An 18,150-nucleotide genomic window follows, 5' to 3' on the forward strand; every position below is an offset into this window, starting at 1 on the left:
TAACTGATTTTCTAAAGCCCGTCCTTTTTAAGGACGGGCTTTTTCATTTCTGAAAAATAAAAAAATATAGTGTAAAAATAATTAACATTTAAATCTTTACTTAATAATTAGCCGCATCTATACTCAGCTCACATTAACCTATTGGAGATAAATTACTTGGACAGTCAGAGTTGTAATAAAAACTTAATTTAATTGGCAAGTAATTAATAATCTCTTCTATTAGCTGCTTGCCACTACGGCGGGCGGTGTCTGATGTTTCTATCACTCATACTCCCTGATTTATATGAGAATTTTTCATTTTTCGAATGAAATAGTCACTGTTGCAGTGAGTGTGTATCATGCAAGTTTATATTTATTCTCTATTCCCTCCGGGCAATAGCCATTAATTACTGAATATTTATTTATTCAGCAATTTGGCATGGGCTTTTTATTCTGCCCATTAATTGTTATCCATTATTTGATGGAGGGATCATTATGTTTTTCACACCGGATATATTAAATCTTTTATCTGCAATGTGCCTTGGCGCATTAATTGGCGCAGAGCGTCAATGGCGTCAAAGAATGGCTGGATTGCGTACGAATGCATTGGTTGCAACGGGAGCAGCCGTATTTATTTTGAGTTCAGTGACAACTTCACCGGATAGCCCTGGTCGAATTGCTGCACAAATTGTGTCAGGTATCGGCTTCTTAGGTGCTGGAGTGATCATGCGTGAAGGCATGAATATTCGAGGTCTGAATACTGCCGCAACACTATGGTGTTCAGCCGGAATTGGTGTGTTATGCGGGTTAGGGCAGTACTCACTTGCCACAATAGCTACTTTATTGATTCTATGTGCAAATATTCTATTACGAGAAGCCGCAGCAAAAATTAATCGCCAACCGCAACAGCAGGCATTGGATGTTGAGCAGCGTTATAAAATACGTGTGATGTGTCACCAAGGTGATGAAATCCTTGTTAGAACGTTGATTTTACAAGCCATTAATGGCCTGCATATTCGCTTACAGTCATTGAGTAGTGCAGATACATTGAAACCAGAACAGTTGGAGGTGTGTGCAGAGTTTCTTGCCACGCCAGTCGAGCAAAAAGAGATAGAAGCATTGGTTTGCCGGATTAGTCTTGAGCAAAGTGTCAGTGCTATCAATTGGAAAGTGGCATCCGAGCTACCCGCTTGATTGCTAAAAATTAACTGATTAAAGGAGCCGAAATGGACGAGCACCCCCCGTCTTGGAGATATAAACAGGAGCTATCTGGCTAAAATACAATATTTTCAGTCAGATAGCGTTTAAAAAGTACAACTGTACTCTATTGAGATAACGTTATGACTGAAATAAGGCATCAGCGCAAAGGCGCAAAAGCCCCTGCACGCCAAAAATTCATTGTTGGCGAACAAGCGAGCAAAAACATTGAGCAGGTTCTCAATGAATATCAAACTAACCTTCTGGGGTTGTCTGAAAATGAGGCTCTCGACCGTTTAGTCGCCGAGGGGGAAAATGAAGTTGCTCATGAAAAAGCACCTCCTGCTTGGAAGCAATTACTCACTTCTTTTAAAAATCCATTTATTTTTGTTTTGATGATCCTCGCGATAGTGAGTTTCTTTACTGACTATGTGATCCCTGAGCGTCAAGGTGAGGAGACTGATTTAACGGGCGTTATTATCATTGTCACGATGGTTGTATTAAGTGGATTGCTGCGTTTTTGGCAAGAATATCGAACCAATAAAGCGGCAGAAGCCTTGAAATCTTTGGTAAGAACCACGGCTACTGTATTCCGCCGTGATGATAGAACCGGACGTTCTATTCGCAAGGAAGTGCCAATCAAATGCTTAGTGCCAGGGGATATCGTTTTATTATCAGCTGGAGACATGGTTCCTGCGGATTTAAAACTGGTGGAATCTCGAGATCTATTTATCAGCCAAGCCATTTTAACGGGGGAATCTATCCCGGTTGAAAAATATGACACTCTCGCAAATGTGTCCGCAAAAAGTTTGGAACCCGCATCACCGACAGAAAATGAATTACTTGAAATTTCCAATATCTGTTTGATGGGCACCAATGTAACGAGTGGAACGGCGAGGGGCATAGTGGTTGCAACGGGGAGCAAAACGTACTTAGGCTCGCTGGCCAAATCGATTGTGGGAACTCGAGCTCAAACTGCTTTTGATCGCGGTGTGAATAGTGTGAGTTGGTTGCTAATCCGCTTTATGCTGGTAATGGTGCCTATTGTCTTATTAATCAATGGATTCACTAAAGGTGATTGGTTTGAGGCAACACTATTTTCACTGGCTGTTGCGGTGGGATTAACCCCTGAAATGTTACCGATGATAGTGAGCTCAAACCTTGCAAAAGGGGCGATAGCCATGTCTAAGCACAAGGTTATTGTTAAACGGCTCAATGCTATTCAGAACTTTGGTGCAATGGATGTGCTATGTACCGATAAAACGGGAACATTGACGCAAGATCGCATCATTTTAGAGCATTATCTCGACAGTAATGGGCAAAAAGATAGCCGAATTTTGCAATTGGCGTGGTTGAATAGTTTCCATCAAAGTGGTGCCAAAAATATGATGGACCAGGCAATTATTCGACGTGGACGTGGCAATGATAAAGTCGAGCAGTTGAAGGTTTATCAAAAAATTGATGAACTACCATTTGATTTTATTCGCCGAAAATTATCCGTCACAGTAAAAACCCCTGAAGGTGAAGCTTTATTGATCTGTAAAGGGGCAGCGGAAGAAATGTTGGCTGTTTGTCATAGTTATCAGCAAGATGGACACTCCGTCTTATTGGATGACCAAGCTAAAGCTAGGATTGCGGAGCTGGTCAGTGACTATAATAAGCAGGGGTTCCGGGTATTACTGCTGGCAACGCGTTCATTGAATGATGCTGAAGCTTTGTTACCGTTATCGGCTCAAGCAGAACAACAACTCGAGTTACAAGGTATTCTTACATTTTTAGACCCTGCAAAAGAGAGTGCAATTTCGGCTATTGCTGCACTAAGAGAAAATGGCGTGATGGTCAAAGTGCTTACGGGTGATAATGCCGTGATCACTGAAAAAATTTGCCATGATGTAGGTTTAAATATCGATGAGATAATGACTGGTCTTGAAGTCGAGGCAATGAGCGATGATGAGCTGAAAACGAAAGTTGAGCAAGTTTCCGTTTTCTGCAAATTAACCCCACTACAAAAATCTCGGATCCTAAAACTACTGCAAGCAAATGGACATACTGTCGGTTTCCTAGGGGATGGGATCAATGATGCACCCGCTTTACGGGATGCTGATGTAGGAATATCTGTAGATACGGGTACCGATATCGCAAAAGAGTCTGCGGATATCATTCTGTTAGAAAAGGATTTGATGGTATTAGAGCAAGGCGTTATCAAAGGAAGAGAAACGTTTGGGAATATTATTAAGTATTTAAATATGACCGCTAGCTCTAACTTTGGAAATGTATTTTCTGTTCTTATTGCGAGTGCATTTATTCCGTTCTTACCGATGCTAGCTATTCATTTACTGGTTCAAAACTTGCTGTACGATATGTCCCAATTAGCATTACCTTGGGACAAAATGGACAAAGAGTTTTTAAAACGTCCACGTAAATGGGATGCGAAAAATATTGGGCGATTTATGATTTGGATTGGTCCAACATCGTCCATTTTTGATATCACGACATTTGCATTAATGTGGTATGTATTCCAAGCCAATAGTATTGCCCATGAAGCGCTATTCCAATCGGGTTGGTTTGTTGAGGGATTACTGTCACAAACGTTGGTTGTTCATATGCTACGGACACAAAAAATTCCATTTATTCAAAGCACGGCTGCATTACCCGTGTTACTGACAACGGGAATTATCATGGCTCTTGGGCTTTATATTCCGTTCTCATCATTTGGTTCGATGATTGGCTTGCAGCCTTTGCCAATGGAATATTTCCCTTGGTTAGTGCTGACATTAGTGAGTTATTGTTTTGTCGCGCAAGGTATGAAGCACATTTATATTAAACGCTTTGGAACTTGGTTATAGCCTGATCGAGTCACGTTACTTTAGTAAAACAGTACAATAAAAAAAGAGCCATATAGGCTCTTTTTTTAACAGAGTAGGAAAGATTATTGCAGACCTAAAGCTGTTTTCATTTGTTTCATTGCATCAATGCCTTGCTGGCAAGCTTGATCTTGTTGGTCTTTAGGTAAAGCGGCAACTTGCTTTTTACCTTCTTCTAACTGACCTTTCATCGCATCTAATTGAGCTTTGGCTTGTGGGTTCTCAGAAGCTTTAGCAATTAAGCTATCAACTTCAGCGAAGTAAGCGTTACAAGTTTCAGTTGCACCAGCAACTTGACCTTTTTTCTCTTCTTCTGAACACGCAGTGATTGTCAATGCCAATAAACCCAGTCCACAAGCTAAAATCATCTTTTTCATAATCAACCTTATTAAAATTATTTATATATAAAGCAAATTAAGTATATAAGAGGATCTTCTTTTATCAATGTAACAAATCCTAAAAAGGAAATTAATAATTAATTCAAATGGTTAATCTTTAATATAAATAGTTATACTTTATAGATGACTTTTGTAGCGATAATTATCTATCGTGCTTTATGCTAGCTTTTTATGACGTATGAAAAAATAAGAATGACTATTATTAATTAGTATAAATACGTAATTGATACTGAGCTCTCTTATTCATGAAATAAGAATAACCGCATAAAATACTTAGCGAGTAGTAAACCGTTTTGTAAAAAATACGTTAAGTAGAAGTAACTAAAAATTGTATATAATAGGAGAAAATTAAACTCCTTATAACTTTTCTAATGACACTAATAACTTTTTTTCATATACAGTAAAAATAATTAAAATTAAGAATTAGTGTAAAAAATAATTTACATCTCACTTATAAAACTGAATTATCGAATATTTATAGAATTAATGGCTGTACATTTAAAATGCGATTATAGAAGTGAAAAGTGAGCTGTATCACAAATTTATCAATAAAATGCTTTTCACTATATAATATTGATTTTTAAATTAAATTTCCTTTGAACCTTTAGGGGGTTATCAGGTAAAGTCTCTGCCTCCAAGGGGTGTCTCCTTTCGAATCTTGGTTCTTTAAGTGATAAAACTTTGCTATTTAGGTTAACAACGATTAGGTTCGTTAGGTTGACGCTAGGTCAAATTTACATGCAAAATTACTCTCATAAGAAATTCGCCAAAGTGTTTTAGACAGGTTAGAATGCTTCGGACAAAGGGAAATAAATTTTCTTACATTACATTCCCAGAAGGATCCACCTTACAAAGGGAAAGTAAGAAAATGAGATAAGGCAATTACGCTTATCTCGATATGCAACATAGCAGACAATCATTAATGCTATGGGCATGGTATGTATGTAACCGGATTTATCTTGTTACTTTTTATTTTTATAATTACACACAGGGCTTTACCATTATGTCTGCTTCTATTGTAAAGAAACGGCCGTTGAGTCGTTATATTAAAGATTTTAAACACAGCCAAACTCATTGTGCACACTGTAATAAAACTCTTGATCGTATCTCCCTCGTTTTCAACGATGGTATCTTGAATAAAGAAGCTATCGCTGACATGACCGATTTGGTTGATGAAGCGGCTTGGGGCGAACTTCAAGGGCAATTTACAGCACTTTGTCGTTTTTGTAGTGAAATTTTCTGTAATAGCAATACAGACTATTTCGATATTATGTCTTTTAAACAGTATTTGTTCTTACAGACAGAAATGAGTCATAGCACCGTCCGCGAGTACGTTGTTCGTCTGCGCCGCTTAGATGAACTGCTGTCATCCTCTAACTTTTCAATGAAAGATTTTACCGCAAGTAGAGTTCAAGAACAGTTGAGCGATAAAATGACTGATTCAGCATTTAGCAACTACAATATTGCACTACGTAAATATGAGCAGTATTTAAGCTGGCAGTCAGAAAAAAACTAATAATATTTTAAGTTAATAAAAATAGTTGGTTATACGATTATTTTTAATACTAAAATAGGCAAATAGGTGTCCAATAGGGCACCTTTTTTATTTTTTGAATAATAGTCAGTATAAATGACATAAATTGAACAGATTTAGAATTAAACGTAATCAACTGTTATAGCTAATACTTAATATATAATAATAAAAATTAATGGGAACTATTTAATTAAATTTATAGATAAATAAGAATGGCAAAAAACAAAAAGTAAGTGGATATTCGGATTTAATGATAAAGGAATAGAATATTATGAATGTAACCCAAGGGGTTATTGCTAAGAGAGAGCCTGAGTCAATCAGCCTATATTAACTGGACTGAAAAACTCAGGCTTTTGCCTATTATCCGATAGTCATTAAGCTTGCATTACCACCCGCTGCGGCAGTATTCACACTTAAAGAACGTTCATGTACTAAGCGTTCAATGAGCAAGTTAGTTTCACCACGCTCAAAGCCTTGAACAGAAATAATCGGTCCTTTACGTTTGGCAATCGCTTCGCAAACGTGTTTGAGCTGATCGCAATCTCCGTGATAAATCACACCTTCAATTGGCTCCACTGTGTTTTGCCAATCTTTGGTGAATGAGATAGTTTTGCGAACTTTTTCTGGCAGTGATTTAAATAGCTTCTGGTGCAGTTCGCTATTTTCCCACAATGTTTGACAACCACTTGCGAGCACAGCAGATAATTGAGTCAAACAATCACGCTCATTATCGCTAAGGCATAAAATAGTGCCGCGTGGACGTAAGGTGTAGGTGTTCTTTTCACCTGTTGGTCCTGGTAATAAACGTGTTGTACCGGCTTGCGTTAAACGCGCAAATTGTTCAACTGTAGATTGTTCAATTATGGATTGCTCAACATCCGTTTTCTGTTTTTGTACCCATGCAGAGAATGCTTCAAATGGTGCGAGTAACTCAGCGCGAGCACTTGCATCCATAGGTAAATGGCTGTCTTGCTGCTCCAGTGTTTGGCAAACTGCATTCTCAGGACGCTCGCTTAATAAACGGTAGAGATAAAGCGGTCCACCGGCTTTAGGTCCTGTACCTGAAAGTCCTTCACCACCAAATGGTTGCACTCCGACAACAGCACCGACCATATTACGGTTAACATATAAGTTGCCCACTTTCGCTTTAGCGACCACTTGGTTGATGGTTTCATCAATGCGAGTATGAACACCTAATGTTAATCCATAACCAGCCGCATTGATTTGGTCAACTAATTGCTCTAACTCATCACGTTTGAAACGAACAACATGCAGAACTGGTCCGAAAATTTCTTTCTTCAACTCACCAATATTATCTAACTCAATCAGCGTTGGCTTAACGTAGGTCCCTTCTGCCTGTTCTTGCTGATCTTGGCTATCGGCATAGACGGCTTGGAAAACGATTTTGCCTTTACTGCGCATTTGTTGAATATGTTGGTCAATATTCTCTTTGGCTTCACTATCAATAACAGGACCAATATCGGTGGAGATGTGTTCAGGATTACCCATTCGGCACTCTTCCATCGCACCTTTTAACATACGAATTGTTCGGTCAGCGACATCTTCTTGAACACAAAGAATACGCAATGCAGAGCAGCGTTGACCGGCACTATCAAATGCAGAGGCGACGACATCGGTGACGACTTGCTCTGTGAGAGCGGAAGAATCAACAATCATCGCATTCAATCCACCAGTTTCTGCAATCAGTGGCGTCGGGCGACCTTGAGCATCTAAGCGACCTGCAATATTGCGCTGCAATAAACCAGCTACTTCGGTTGAGCCTGTGAACATCACGCCACGAACGCGCTGATCTCCTACCAATTTCGCTCCGATAGTTTCACCTTTACCCGGTAAGAATTGCAAGACATCACGAGGAATTCCCGCTTGGTGCATGATGGAAACTGCGATAGCACCAATTAATGGTGTTTGTTCCGCCGGTTTAGCCAGCACAGTGTTGCCTGCGGCTAATGCCGCTGCGATTTGTCCTGAGAAAATGGCTAATGGGAAGTTCCATGGGCTGATACAAACAACAGGGCCAAGAGGGCGGTGAGTGTTATTATCAAAATCTTCACGAACTTGAGTTGCATAATAGTTTAAGAAATCAACCGCTTCACGCACTTCAGCAATCGCATTCGCGTAAGTTTTCCCAGCTTCACGCACCAGCACATCCAATAATGGCTGCAATTGTTGTTCCATAATGTCAGCTGCACGTAACAGGATAGCTGCACGTTCAGATGGTGGCGTTGCAAACCAAATCGCGCCAGCATCAGTGGCGATATTCAGCGCATGTTCAGCTTCTTGTTCACTGGCTTCGCGTACTTTACCAACGATATCACGATGACAGGCTGGGTTGATAATTGCGACAGCTTCAGGTAGCGCTTGTTGTGTCACAAATTCACCACCCAGCAGTGGTTCCGCGATTTTTTCTTGTGCCGCGGCATTGAGTAATGCGCTCGAGAGTGATGCTAAGCGGTGTTCGTTAGATAAATCTAAGCCCATTGAGTTAACACGACGGGTTCCATATAGGTCGCGCGGTAATGGAATTTTAGGGTGTGGTAAGCCAATTTGCCCTTCAGTTTTAGACAATTCACGAACATCTTTAACCGGATCAGCAACCAATTCATCTAATGGGATCGTGGCATCCGCAATTCGGTTAACAAACGAAGTATTTGCCCCGTTCTCTAAGAGACGGCGTACTAAGTAAGCTAATAAGGTTTCGTGGGTACCTACTGGAGCATAAATACGGCATGGTCGGTTCAGTTTACCGTCAGCCACTTTACCAACGACTTGTTCATATAATGGTTCACCCATGCCATGTAAGCATTGGAACTCATATTGACCAGGGTAGTAGTTTTTACCTGCAATTTGGTAGATAGCTGATAATGTGTGTGCGTTATGCGTCGCAAATTGTGGGTAAATTAAATTAGGTACAGACAGTAATTTACGAGCACAAGCGATATAAGAAACGTCGGTATACACTTTGCGTGTATAAACTGGATAACCTTCTAAGCCATCAATTTGCGCACGTTTAATTTCGCTATCCCAATAAGCGCCTTTTACGAGACGGATCATCAGGCGTCGTTGGCTGCGTTCGGCTAAATTAATAATTGAGTCGATAACAAATGGGCAGCGTTTTTGGTAAGCCTGAATGACAAAACCAATACCGTTCCAGCCTGCTAATTTCGGCTCAAAACACAATTTTTCGAGTAAATCTAACGAAATTTCTAAGCGATCTGCTTCTTCAGCATCAATATTGATACCAACATCGTATTGGTGAGCTTGCAAGACTAAAGAAAGTAAGCGCGGATACAGTTCTTCCATCACGCGATCGTATTGCGCGCGGCTATAACGCGGATGTAGTGCCGATAATTTGATGGAAATACCCGGTCCTTCATAGATACCGCGTCCATTCGATGCTTTACCAATTGCGTGGATCGCTTGTTGGTAAGAGACCATATAATCTTGGGCATCTTTCTCGGTTAAAGCGGCTTCACCCAGCATATCGTAGGAGTAGCGGAAACCTTTGTCTTCCAATTTACGTGCGTTGGCAAGGGCTTGGGCGATGGTTTCGCCGGTGACAAATTGTTCACCCATTAAGCGCATTGCCATATCCACACCTTTTCGTACTAGCGGCTCACCACTTTTACTGATAATACGATTTAACGATGTCGATAATTTGGCTTCATTGTGGGTCGAGACTAATTTACCTGTAAATAAAAGCCCCCATGTTGCCGCATTGACGAACATCGAGCTGCTTTGACCAACATGAGATTGCCAGTTACCCGTACTGATTTTGTCTCGGATCAACGCGTCGCGAGTGGCTTTATCTGGAATACGTAATAGCGCTTCGGCAAGGCACATTAATGCCACACCTTCTTGAGAAGACAGCGAAAATTCTTGTAATAACCCTTGAACTAAGCCTGAACGACCAACCCCATTTTTTTGATTACGCAGTTTTTCTGCAATGGAGTAAGCCAATTTATGAGCCGCATCAGCTTGCTCAGGAGGCAGCTCAGCTTGTTGTAAAAGCATAGGTACGGCTTGAGTTTCAGGAATGCGGTACGCTGATGTAATTGCGGAGCGTTTTACGGATTGGGGTAAAATATGCTCAGCGAACTCAAGGAATGGCTGATAAAGGGTCTCAGGGGATGAAATTTCATCACCAGAATGCTGATCTTTTGTATCCAAAACCGTTGATAATTCAGGTATAATTTGGTTGTTATCGAGTTGCTCTAAATAATTATATATAGCTTGTTTAATAAGCCAATGGGATGTGCGATCAAGACGTTGAGCGGCGGCTTTAATGCGGTCACGAGTTTCTTCATCAAGTCTCACACCCATAGTTGTTGTGCTACTCATCTTAATTCCTTCCTTTTCACAGGTGTTAAATACCAAAAGTTACACACCATTATGATGATGTTGCAACTTTGTGCAACATTGTTAATGTGTCATGTGAAGAAAATGTGAAACAACTCTTATTTTTATGAGTGATTTATGATGCTCATTGATTGGGTTTTTATAATTTACTTACAAATCAATGTATTGGTTTTCATTTTAGGATGGCGACAAGTTAAACGCTTAATTAAGAATTTGACTTAAAATTTTAACATTTGTGATGTGTCTTTTATTTATCGAATAAAAAATAGTTAATTTCTTGTTAAAAGCATCTGAGTCTGTCTAGCATGATGTGGCAAAGTTATTGAGTTATTGCAACACAAACAATCACAACATAGATAAGGTGTGCATCAAAAAACGCAAAAATTGTGCAATTAAGTGCAACACCTTGAGATTAAAAGTTATCAAAGAAAATTATAAAGATAACGACAAAATAGACGCACTATGGAGACGACAGGATGACTGTAAGCACTCCGATGATCATTATGTTCATCGTATATATCACGGGTATGTTATTGATCGGCTATTTAGCCTATCGCTCAACGAAAAACTTTGATGATTACATTCTAGGGGGACGAAGTTTAGGTAGTGTGGTAACCGCATTATCTGCAGGGGCTTCAGATATGAGTGGCTGGTTATTGATGGGTTTACCAGGCGCTATTTTCCTCGCTGGGATTTCTGAAAGCTGGATTGCGATTGGTTTATGTTTAGGGGCTTATCTGAACTGGTTGTTTGTTGCAGGGCGCTTACGTGTACAAACCGAGAAAAATAATAATGCCTTAACGTTGCCAGACTATTTTACAAGTCGTTTTGAAGATAATAGTAAGATTTTACGTATTATTTCTGCGGTTGTTATTTTAGTTTTCTTTACTATCTATTGTGCATCAGGAGTTGTCGCGGGGGGCTTATTGTTTGAAAGCACCTTTAATATTAGTTACGACAAAGCGCTATGGTTAGGGGCATTGGCGACCATTGCTTATACTTTCTTAGGTGGTTTCTTAGCGGTAAGTTGGACGGATACTGTTCAAGCATCATTGATGATTTTTGCCCTGATCTTAACACCAATTGTCGTGATTTTATCTCTTGGCGGGTTAGATACTTCAATAGAAGTCATTAAAGCTAAAAACCCTGAATATCTTGATATGTTTAAGGGAATGAACTTTGTTGCTATTTTGTCATTGCTAGGTTGGGGACTGGGTTACTTTGGTCAGCCGCATATTCTGGCACGTTTTATGGCGGCAGATTCACATCGCACGATCCGTTCAGCACGCCGTATCAGTATGACATGGATGGCATTATGCTTAGGTGGAACAATTGCTGTTGGCTTCTTTGGTATCGCTTATTTTGAAAATAATCCTGCATTAGCAGGTTCTGTAATGAAAAATAACGAACGTATTTTCATGGAATTAGCTGGATTACTATTTAACCCATGGATTGCGGGTATCTTGCTGTCTGCGATTTTGGCGGCGGTAATGAGTACATTAAGTTGCCAATTATTAGTATGTGCCAGCGCATTGACCGAAGATTTATACAAACCTTTCTTCCGCAAATCAGCGAGCCAGAAAGAGCTAGTATGGGTAGGGCGTGGAATGGTGCTGTTAGTAGCGGCGATCGCAATCTATATTGCCCAAGACCCAAATAACAAAGTCTTAGGATTGGTGAGTAATGCGTGGGCCGGTTTTGGTGCTGCGTTTGGTCCAGTCGTTTTACTCTCTGTTATGTGGAAACGTATGACACGCACTGGAGCACTAGCAGGTATGATTGTTGGTGCGGTAACAGTATTAGTTTGGATGAAATTCAAATGGTTAGGTTTATATGAAATCATCCCGGGCTTTATCTTTGCGACTATCGCTATCATTGTTATCAGCTTGATAACTAAGGCGCCAAGCGCAGCAGCACAAGCCCGCTTTGATGAAGCTGAAGCTGAGTACAATACAAAATAATTGATAGATTTAGATTTTATAGATAGGTCTAGTTATAGATAGCAAAAAGGCTGAAAGGGAAACCTTCCAGCCTTTTATTTTTTGTTAATTGCTTATTCGTCAAATAATTAACGTGGTTTACGGCGTTTTACGACTTGGTAGCCAATAAACAGAATAACAAACCACAGTGGTGTCGCAATTAATGCTTGTCGGGTGTCATGTTGGAACGCTAATAACACCACCATGAAAGCAAAGAAGGCGAGACTGACCCACGACATAAAAATACCCCAAGGCATCTTATAGCGAGATGCGGCATGTTTTTCTGGGCGATTCTTACGGAAATTCAGGTAGCTTAATAAAATCATACTCCAGATAAACATGAATAAAATCGCAGACACGGTTGTGACTAAGGTGAATGCATGCATGATATCGGGAATAAAGTAGATCAAAACAATACCGAAACTTAGGCAGATACAGGTGAAAATTAAGCCTGTTGCGGGTACTGCTTTTTTCGATAACTGACTAAATTGTTTCGGCGCATCTCCCTCTTTAGATAACCCAAACAGCATACGGCTGGTGGAGAAAACACCACTGTTTGCTGATGAAGCCGCAGAGGTAAGTACCACAAAGTTCACGATACTGGCAGCAGCAGGCAGGCTGATTAGCACGAACATTTCCACAAAAGGACTTTTGTCCGCCAAAATGGTGCGCCAAGGGGTAACGGCCATAATCACAATCAGGGATAATACATAGAAAGCAATGATCCTAATCGGGATAGCATTAATGGCTTTTGGTAAGGATTTTTCAGGATCACGGGTTTCCGCTGCTGCGGTTCCCACCAATTCAATTCCCACAAAGGCGAAAATAGCGATTTGGAATCCAGCAAAGAACCCACTGAGCCCCATAGGGAACATTCCACCATCGTTCCAAATATTACTTAAGGATGCAGTATGCCCGGTCGGTGATTGGAAATTCATCGCAATCAACGTACCGCCAACGGCAATTAGCGTCACAATGGCGACAATTTTGATCATCGCGAACCAGAACTCCAGCTCACCAAACAGGCGAACAGAAACTAAGTTTAGCGTCAGTAGGGTGGCAACACAGATAAATGAAGTCACCCATTCCGGGAAATTAGGCACCCAGAAACTGACATACGAGGTGATCGCGATAATATCGGCTATTCCCGTGATCACCCAGCAAAACCAGTAAGTCCATCCCACAAAGAAGCCAGCCCATGGACCGATTAAATCCGCAGAAAAATCACTGAATGATTTATAGTCAAGGTTGGAGAGTAGTAATTCCCCCATGGCTCGCATGACAAAAAACAGCACAAAGCCGATGATCATGTAGACAAAGATAATAGAGGGACCCGCAAGGGAGATGGTCTTTCCTGACCCCATAAATAGCCCGGTACCAATGGCTCCACCAATAGCAATTAACTGGATATGACGGTTACTGAGGCTACGTTTTAGTTGATTTCGGTCAGAAGATGGCCGAGAGGTGGTTGTCGCTGCATTTTCTTCCATATTGTTATTTATCCGATAGTCATTGTGATATTAGCCCACACTATTTTTTTAAGTTTGAGGCTGTGTTTGCTCGAAATATTGTGACATAAATCTCAATTAGAGTAAGAGAAAATTTACAAATGGCAGAGAGACCGCTGGTTTAACCAACGGATCTATCTAGGTTGTTAACATAATTAACGAAAAGTTAACCTAAAAATAAAAATAGCAGAATAAATTGAGATGCACCAAATACTTCATTCTAAATAATGACAGTTGTGGCGTGGGAAATATATAAAGGTGATGTAGCTCATTTTTTTACTGAAAATGCCACGGATTTTCTTATTTTTAGCCGTTATCTTCGTTGGCTATTTCTAAACGATAGGGTTAACGGCCACTTTCACGTCATATCCCACGACAAATAAGGCTTGTTCAAGTGCTTCAATTTTTGACGCATATTGTAGGTCAAGTAACCGCTCTATCTGTTGAGCACTAATATTGAGTGTCCGAGCAAGTTTGCTGCGTGGGGTTTGAGTTTCAAGAATGGCATTGTGTAGTGCGATTTTTAAGCAGCTCAATACAGGCAAATGAATAACAAACGCATCAGCGACTGAATTTTGGGGAAGAGGAATAGGATTTCTTAATGTGATCAGCTCCGAAAGTGTGGCGAGTAATGTTTCTTGAGCCTCTAGTTCGACATCTTCTGCGCAATAAGTCACGCCTTGAATATCGGGAAAATCACAAAAATTAATTTCGTATACTCCTTCATCTTCAACAAATTCAACTGTTGCTAAATAATTAAACATAGTAAACCTCAAAAATTAATTTCTTTATAAGATAAATAGTACAAAGTGTCACAGAATAGACAATGGGTTGCATGTTAATAAAATGAAAAACGGATAGCGATGGTTTGGAGATCGAACATTTTTACCTCTTTTATGCCTGATTGGCTAAAGAATAAGCCTGTTTCATAATGAAACTATAATGTAACCTCATCACCTCTTTGTGAGCCAAGTCCCAGTTTTAACAATATTTTATCCACCCTTCACCTCAGTATCAATATGCCAATTTTACCCTTTTAGTCATCATATAATTTTTTAAATAAAACATATGAAAACGTATATGTATCTTAATTCGAATAAGCAGTTATACGTAATGTTGTCATTGTGGTTAAGTAATTTGTTAAAATAAAAGTATATAGTAACATTGCGATATTATCATTCATTGTTACTAACTGGTAAATAAACAGCGATATGTACGCGGGGGTAATAAGTTAAATTACTTGTTCACATAAGTCATATTTTCGAAGCGGGTCATGCTTATTTACACATAAATGTAGTGAACTTGGATGACCATCTTATTGTTTATAAATTCACTAGGAGAATGGTGCTTAGTTTTTTTTATTTTTCCTTTTATCAATAACTCAGTGCGCTAACTAATGCTGTGGCTTGAATTTTTTATGCAAAAAATAATAGCGAAATAGGTTAATCAAATGTTTGAAAAGTTAATTTAATTAAAATGAGTTTGTCATACAAAAATAACAATCTTGCTTATTAATATGGCAATACTCGATGAAAATTCATGACAATTTTATCTGAAATCTTTAATGGTATTGTCTGTATATAAAATGGTCTTAATTAGAATTTTTAATGTTATTGCTATTGGTTAATATTAATACAGTTAAATTTAATTAATATAAATTTACTATGGAATAATAATATGTATGACAAATTTAACTTTAATCTTGGCAGGAGAAAATTGAATTAATTTGATTAAGATTTGTAATTTTGATTAAACACATTGAAAAATAATGTTTAATTTTTATTCCTAAGTTACCGATATTACTAAGCCTTTAAACGAATTGCATTTTTACGAGAGTAATAAAGATTGATTTAGATCAATATGTAGGCTCTTTCGTTATGCTTAGTGTTTATCGCTTATAAATTCCCTCATATGTGTGAGTTTTTTACTTAAAATGCTAGTATTTGACTTATGAAAAATCTAAATGTTGTGAATATTTGAGATAAGTAGGATTAAGATATAGTTGTAATAAAGAATTGTTAATATATAGATGGATAATTATCCCGATAGACCAAAAAGAAACATAAGTGTCTTGAATAGTTAATTTAGTGGTGCATAATAATTAACGGCTAATAATGAAATCGGTATATTCTGAGATTTACAGGAAATGCTAACTTTTTAGCCACTCGTTATTGTTGTAGGTAATCAGGAAATATATTTAATTTAAGTTTGAACCTGTGTGTTTATATACTCCAAACTGGGTATTTTAATGGACCTCATGGGATAGTAATGGACTACACTATCCAGCTTTAATTATTTTCATATTTAAAACTTTGGTTAACACATTCGGCTCAAATTGATATTTGTTCTTTCTTCATGCAGATGTTAATAATTATTCGAAAGGTATAAAAAAATGAGCTCTACCACTGATTTTCTGAAGCATATATACGATATTAATCTTTCATATTTGCTTTTAGCTCAAAAGCTTATCGCCCAGGAAAAAGCCACTGCCATGTTCCGTCTCGGGATTTCCGATTCAATGGCAAACACTTTAGCAGAACTTTCTTTGCCTCAATTGGTTAAATTAGCGGAAACAAATCAGCTAATCTGTCAATTTAGATTTGAAAACAGCGACACGATTGAAAAGCTTACCCGAGATTCTCGAGTTGATGAATTGCAGCAAATTCATACGGGTATCCTTCTTTCGACCCGATTATTGCAAACGCATAATGAGTCCGATTCAGATATAGCGAGAAAAAGATGAGTAGCGTAGCTGAAAAAAGTATCGTCAAGGAAGCTAATGATATTCGTTTGGCAATGGAATTGATTTCGCTTGGGGCTCGCCTGCAGATGTTGGAAAGCGAAACTCAAATTAGTCGTGGACGCTTAGTGCGTTTATACAAAGAACTCAGAGGTTGCCCACCACCAAAAGGGATGCTCCCTTTTTCAACCGATTGGTTTATGACATGGGAACAAAATATTCACTCATCCATGTTCTACAACGCCTATCAGTTTTTACTGAAAACCGGTCAATGTGAAGGGGTTGATGCTATTCTCAAAGCCTATCGACTCTATCTAGAGCAGTGTTCACCCAATGCTGGAGACGAACCAATTTTGGCATTAACCCGTGCATGGACATTAGTTCGTTTTGTGGAAAGTGGCATGTTGCAAAGTTCCGATTGCAATTGCTGTAGTGGTTCATTTATCACCTATGCCCACATTCCTGAAAATAGTTTTACGTGTAGCTTGTGCCAGCCTCCATCACGAGCGATAAAAAAACGTAAACTTTCCGAGCATCTCGCCGATATTACGGAATATCGACAAGATGGCATTACCAAAGCGGTAATGTAATTGGATTAATTTGGTTTACAGGCAATTTCATTGCCTGTCCTTCCTCATATTCCCTTTGACTGCCATCTGTTAACCAACGGAGTGAAAGGGAATACTGTGTTAATACTCATCGGATATATCATTGTTACAGCTGCCGTTATCGGTGGCTATGTCATGGTCGGTGGTCATCTTGGCGCGCTGTACCAACCAGCTGAGTTTGTCATTATTTTAGGGGCTGGTTTAGGCGCATTTGTTGTGGGTAACAGTGGTAAAGCCATCGTTGCATTATGCAAAGTATTACCAAGACTCTTCCGTCGCTCTTCTTACAACAAAGCCATGTCAATGGACTTGATGGCTTTGTTATTTCAGCTTTTGAATAAATCTCGTCAACAAGGTCTACTTGCGCTCGAAAAAGATATTGAAAACCCGCAAGAGAGTGAGATTTTTTCTCAGTATCCTCGCATTCTCAAAGATCAAACTGCCATGATGTTTATCGTGGATTATTTACGTTTAATGGTGACAAGTAACTTACAAGCCCATGAAATCGAAGCATTAATGGATGAAGAGCTAGAAACATTCCGTCAAGAAAATGAAGTACCAGCATCCGGTTTGAACATGGTGGGTGAATCCATGCCTGCGTTCGGGATCGTGGCGGCTGTTCTCGGTGTGGTGAATGCACTTGCAGCTGCAGACCGACCTGCGGGTGAATTGGGCGCCTTGATTGCTCATGCAATGGTAGGAACTTTCCTCGGTATTTTAGTGGCTTATGGATTTATTTTGCCACTGGCGAGTTTAATTCGTCAGCGCAGTAGCGAACAATTAAAAATGATGGAGTGCATTAAAGTCACGTTCCTCTCTTCATTGCAAGGGTATGCCCCTCAAATTGCGGTTGAATTTGGTCGTAAAGTCTTATTTAGCGTTGATAGACCGTCATTCCTTGAGCTGGAAGACAAAGTTCGTGAAGTCAAAGTCGGTAATCGCGCAACAGAAACCACTGAGGAGTAA

General features: G+C 39.4%; 11 protein-coding genes. 7 read left to right on the forward strand and 4 right to left on the reverse strand.

Annotated features, from left to right (window positions below; genetic code table 11):
* The first annotated feature begins 474 nt into the window (after nucleotides 1-474).
* A complete protein-coding gene (locus tag ACY3ZI_RS07525) occupies nucleotides 475-1,173 on the forward strand; it encodes an MgtC family protein (protein ID WP_036951537.1) in 699 nt (232 codons plus the stop codon).
* A 146-nt stretch (nucleotides 1,174-1,319) separates the two neighbouring features.
* A complete protein-coding gene (mgtA, locus tag ACY3ZI_RS07530) occupies nucleotides 1,320-4,022 on the forward strand; it encodes a magnesium-translocating P-type ATPase (protein WP_487376838.1) in 2,703 nt (900 codons plus the stop codon).
* An 83-nt stretch (nucleotides 4,023-4,105) separates the two neighbouring features.
* Here the strand turns inward: mgtA and ACY3ZI_RS07535 are convergent, their stop codons facing one another.
* A complete protein-coding gene (locus ACY3ZI_RS07535; RefSeq protein WP_006657479.1) occupies nucleotides 4,106-4,417 on the reverse strand; it encodes a DUF5339 domain-containing protein in 312 nt (103 codons plus the stop codon).
* Between the two features lie 1,024 nt (nucleotides 4,418-5,441).
* On the opposite strand from ACY3ZI_RS07535, the gene fliZ reads away from it, so the two are divergent.
* Nucleotides 5,442-5,954 carry a flagella biosynthesis regulatory protein FliZ gene (gene fliZ / locus ACY3ZI_RS07540; protein ID WP_036951530.1) on the forward strand — a complete coding sequence of 171 codons (513 nt, stop codon included), beginning with the start codon at nucleotides 5,442-5,444 and terminating at the stop codon, nucleotides 5,952-5,954.
* 378 nt (nucleotides 5,955-6,332) lie between these two features.
* On the opposite strand, the gene putA is transcribed toward fliZ, so the two are convergent.
* Nucleotides 6,333-10,331 carry a trifunctional transcriptional regulator/proline dehydrogenase/L-glutamate gamma-semialdehyde dehydrogenase gene (gene putA, locus ACY3ZI_RS07545; protein WP_036951526.1) on the reverse strand — a complete coding sequence of 1,333 codons (3,999 nt, stop codon included), beginning with the start codon at nucleotides 10,329-10,331 and terminating at the stop codon, nucleotides 6,333-6,335.
* A gap of 494 nt (nucleotides 10,332-10,825) precedes the next feature.
* On the opposite strand from putA, the gene putP reads away from it, so the two are divergent.
* Nucleotides 10,826-12,310, forward strand: coding sequence for a sodium/proline symporter PutP (gene putP, locus ACY3ZI_RS07550; RefSeq protein WP_211885191.1), 1,485 nt, complete (start codon nucleotides 10,826-10,828; stop codon nucleotides 12,308-12,310).
* Between the two features lie 107 nt (nucleotides 12,311-12,417).
* On the opposite strand, the gene cycA is transcribed toward putP, so the two are convergent.
* Both cycA and ACY3ZI_RS07560 read right to left on the reverse strand, forming a co-directional pair.
* Nucleotides 12,418-13,818: a D-serine/D-alanine/glycine transporter gene (gene cycA / locus ACY3ZI_RS07555; protein ID WP_132494635.1), complete on the reverse strand. Its 1,401-nt coding sequence runs from the start codon at nucleotides 13,816-13,818 to the stop codon at nucleotides 12,418-12,420.
* 350 nt (nucleotides 13,819-14,168) lie between these two features.
* Nucleotides 14,169-14,600: a type II toxin-antitoxin system HicB family antitoxin gene (locus tag ACY3ZI_RS07560; protein ID WP_487376841.1), complete on the reverse strand. Its 432-nt coding sequence runs from the start codon at nucleotides 14,598-14,600 to the stop codon at nucleotides 14,169-14,171.
* Nucleotides 14,601-16,228: 1,628 nt separating this feature from the next.
* Here ACY3ZI_RS07560 and flhD point away from each other — a divergent pair.
* The 3 genes from flhD (at nucleotide 16,229) to motA (ending at nucleotide 18,150) form a co-directional block, all read left to right on the forward strand.
* The gene (gene flhD, locus ACY3ZI_RS07565) at nucleotides 16,229-16,579 is read left to right on the forward strand and encodes a flagellar transcriptional regulator FlhD (RefSeq protein WP_036951507.1); all 351 of its coding nucleotides are present in this window, start codon (nucleotides 16,229-16,231) and stop codon (nucleotides 16,577-16,579) included.
* On the forward strand, nucleotides 16,576-17,166 hold the full coding sequence (gene flhC / locus ACY3ZI_RS07570) for a flagellar transcriptional regulator FlhC (RefSeq protein ID WP_132494639.1): 591 nt from the start codon (nucleotides 16,576-16,578) through the stop codon (nucleotides 17,164-17,166). Before flhD ends, flhC begins: the two co-directional genes overlap by 4 nt.
* A gap of 96 nt (nucleotides 17,167-17,262) precedes the next feature.
* A complete protein-coding gene (motA, locus tag ACY3ZI_RS07575) occupies nucleotides 17,263-18,150 on the forward strand; it encodes a flagellar motor stator protein MotA (protein WP_036951501.1) in 888 nt (295 codons plus the stop codon).

The organism is Providencia sp. LY12 (assembly GCF_057621555.1).

Bases quoted from the DNA above. Each gene is read 5' to 3' on its own strand.
- ACY3ZI_RS07525 (WP_036951537.1), top strand. From the start codon at position 475: ATGTTTTTCACACCGGATATATTAAATCTTTTATCTGCAATGTGCCTT.
- putP (WP_211885191.1), top strand. From the start codon at position 10,826: ATGACTGTAAGCACTCCGATGATCATTATGTTCATCGTATATATCACG.
- ACY3ZI_RS07560 (WP_487376841.1), bottom strand. From the start codon at position 14,600: ATGTTTAATTATTTAGCAACAGTTGAATTTGTTGAAGATGAAGGAGTA.
- cycA (WP_132494635.1), bottom strand. From the start codon at position 13,818: ATGGAAGAAAATGCAGCGACAACCACCTCTCGGCCATCTTCTGACCGA.
- ACY3ZI_RS07535 (WP_006657479.1), bottom strand. From the start codon at position 4,417: ATGAAAAAGATGATTTTAGCTTGTGGACTGGGTTTATTGGCATTGACA.
- flhD (WP_036951507.1), top strand. From the start codon at position 16,229: ATGAGCTCTACCACTGATTTTCTGAAGCATATATACGATATTAATCTT.
- mgtA (WP_487376838.1), top strand. From the start codon at position 1,320: ATGACTGAAATAAGGCATCAGCGCAAAGGCGCAAAAGCCCCTGCACGC.
- fliZ (WP_036951530.1), top strand. From the start codon at position 5,442: ATGTCTGCTTCTATTGTAAAGAAACGGCCGTTGAGTCGTTATATTAAA.
- flhC (WP_132494639.1), top strand. From the start codon at position 16,576: ATGAGTAGCGTAGCTGAAAAAAGTATCGTCAAGGAAGCTAATGATATT.
- putA (WP_036951526.1), bottom strand. From the start codon at position 10,331: ATGAGTAGCACAACAACTATGGGTGTGAGACTTGATGAAGAAACTCGT.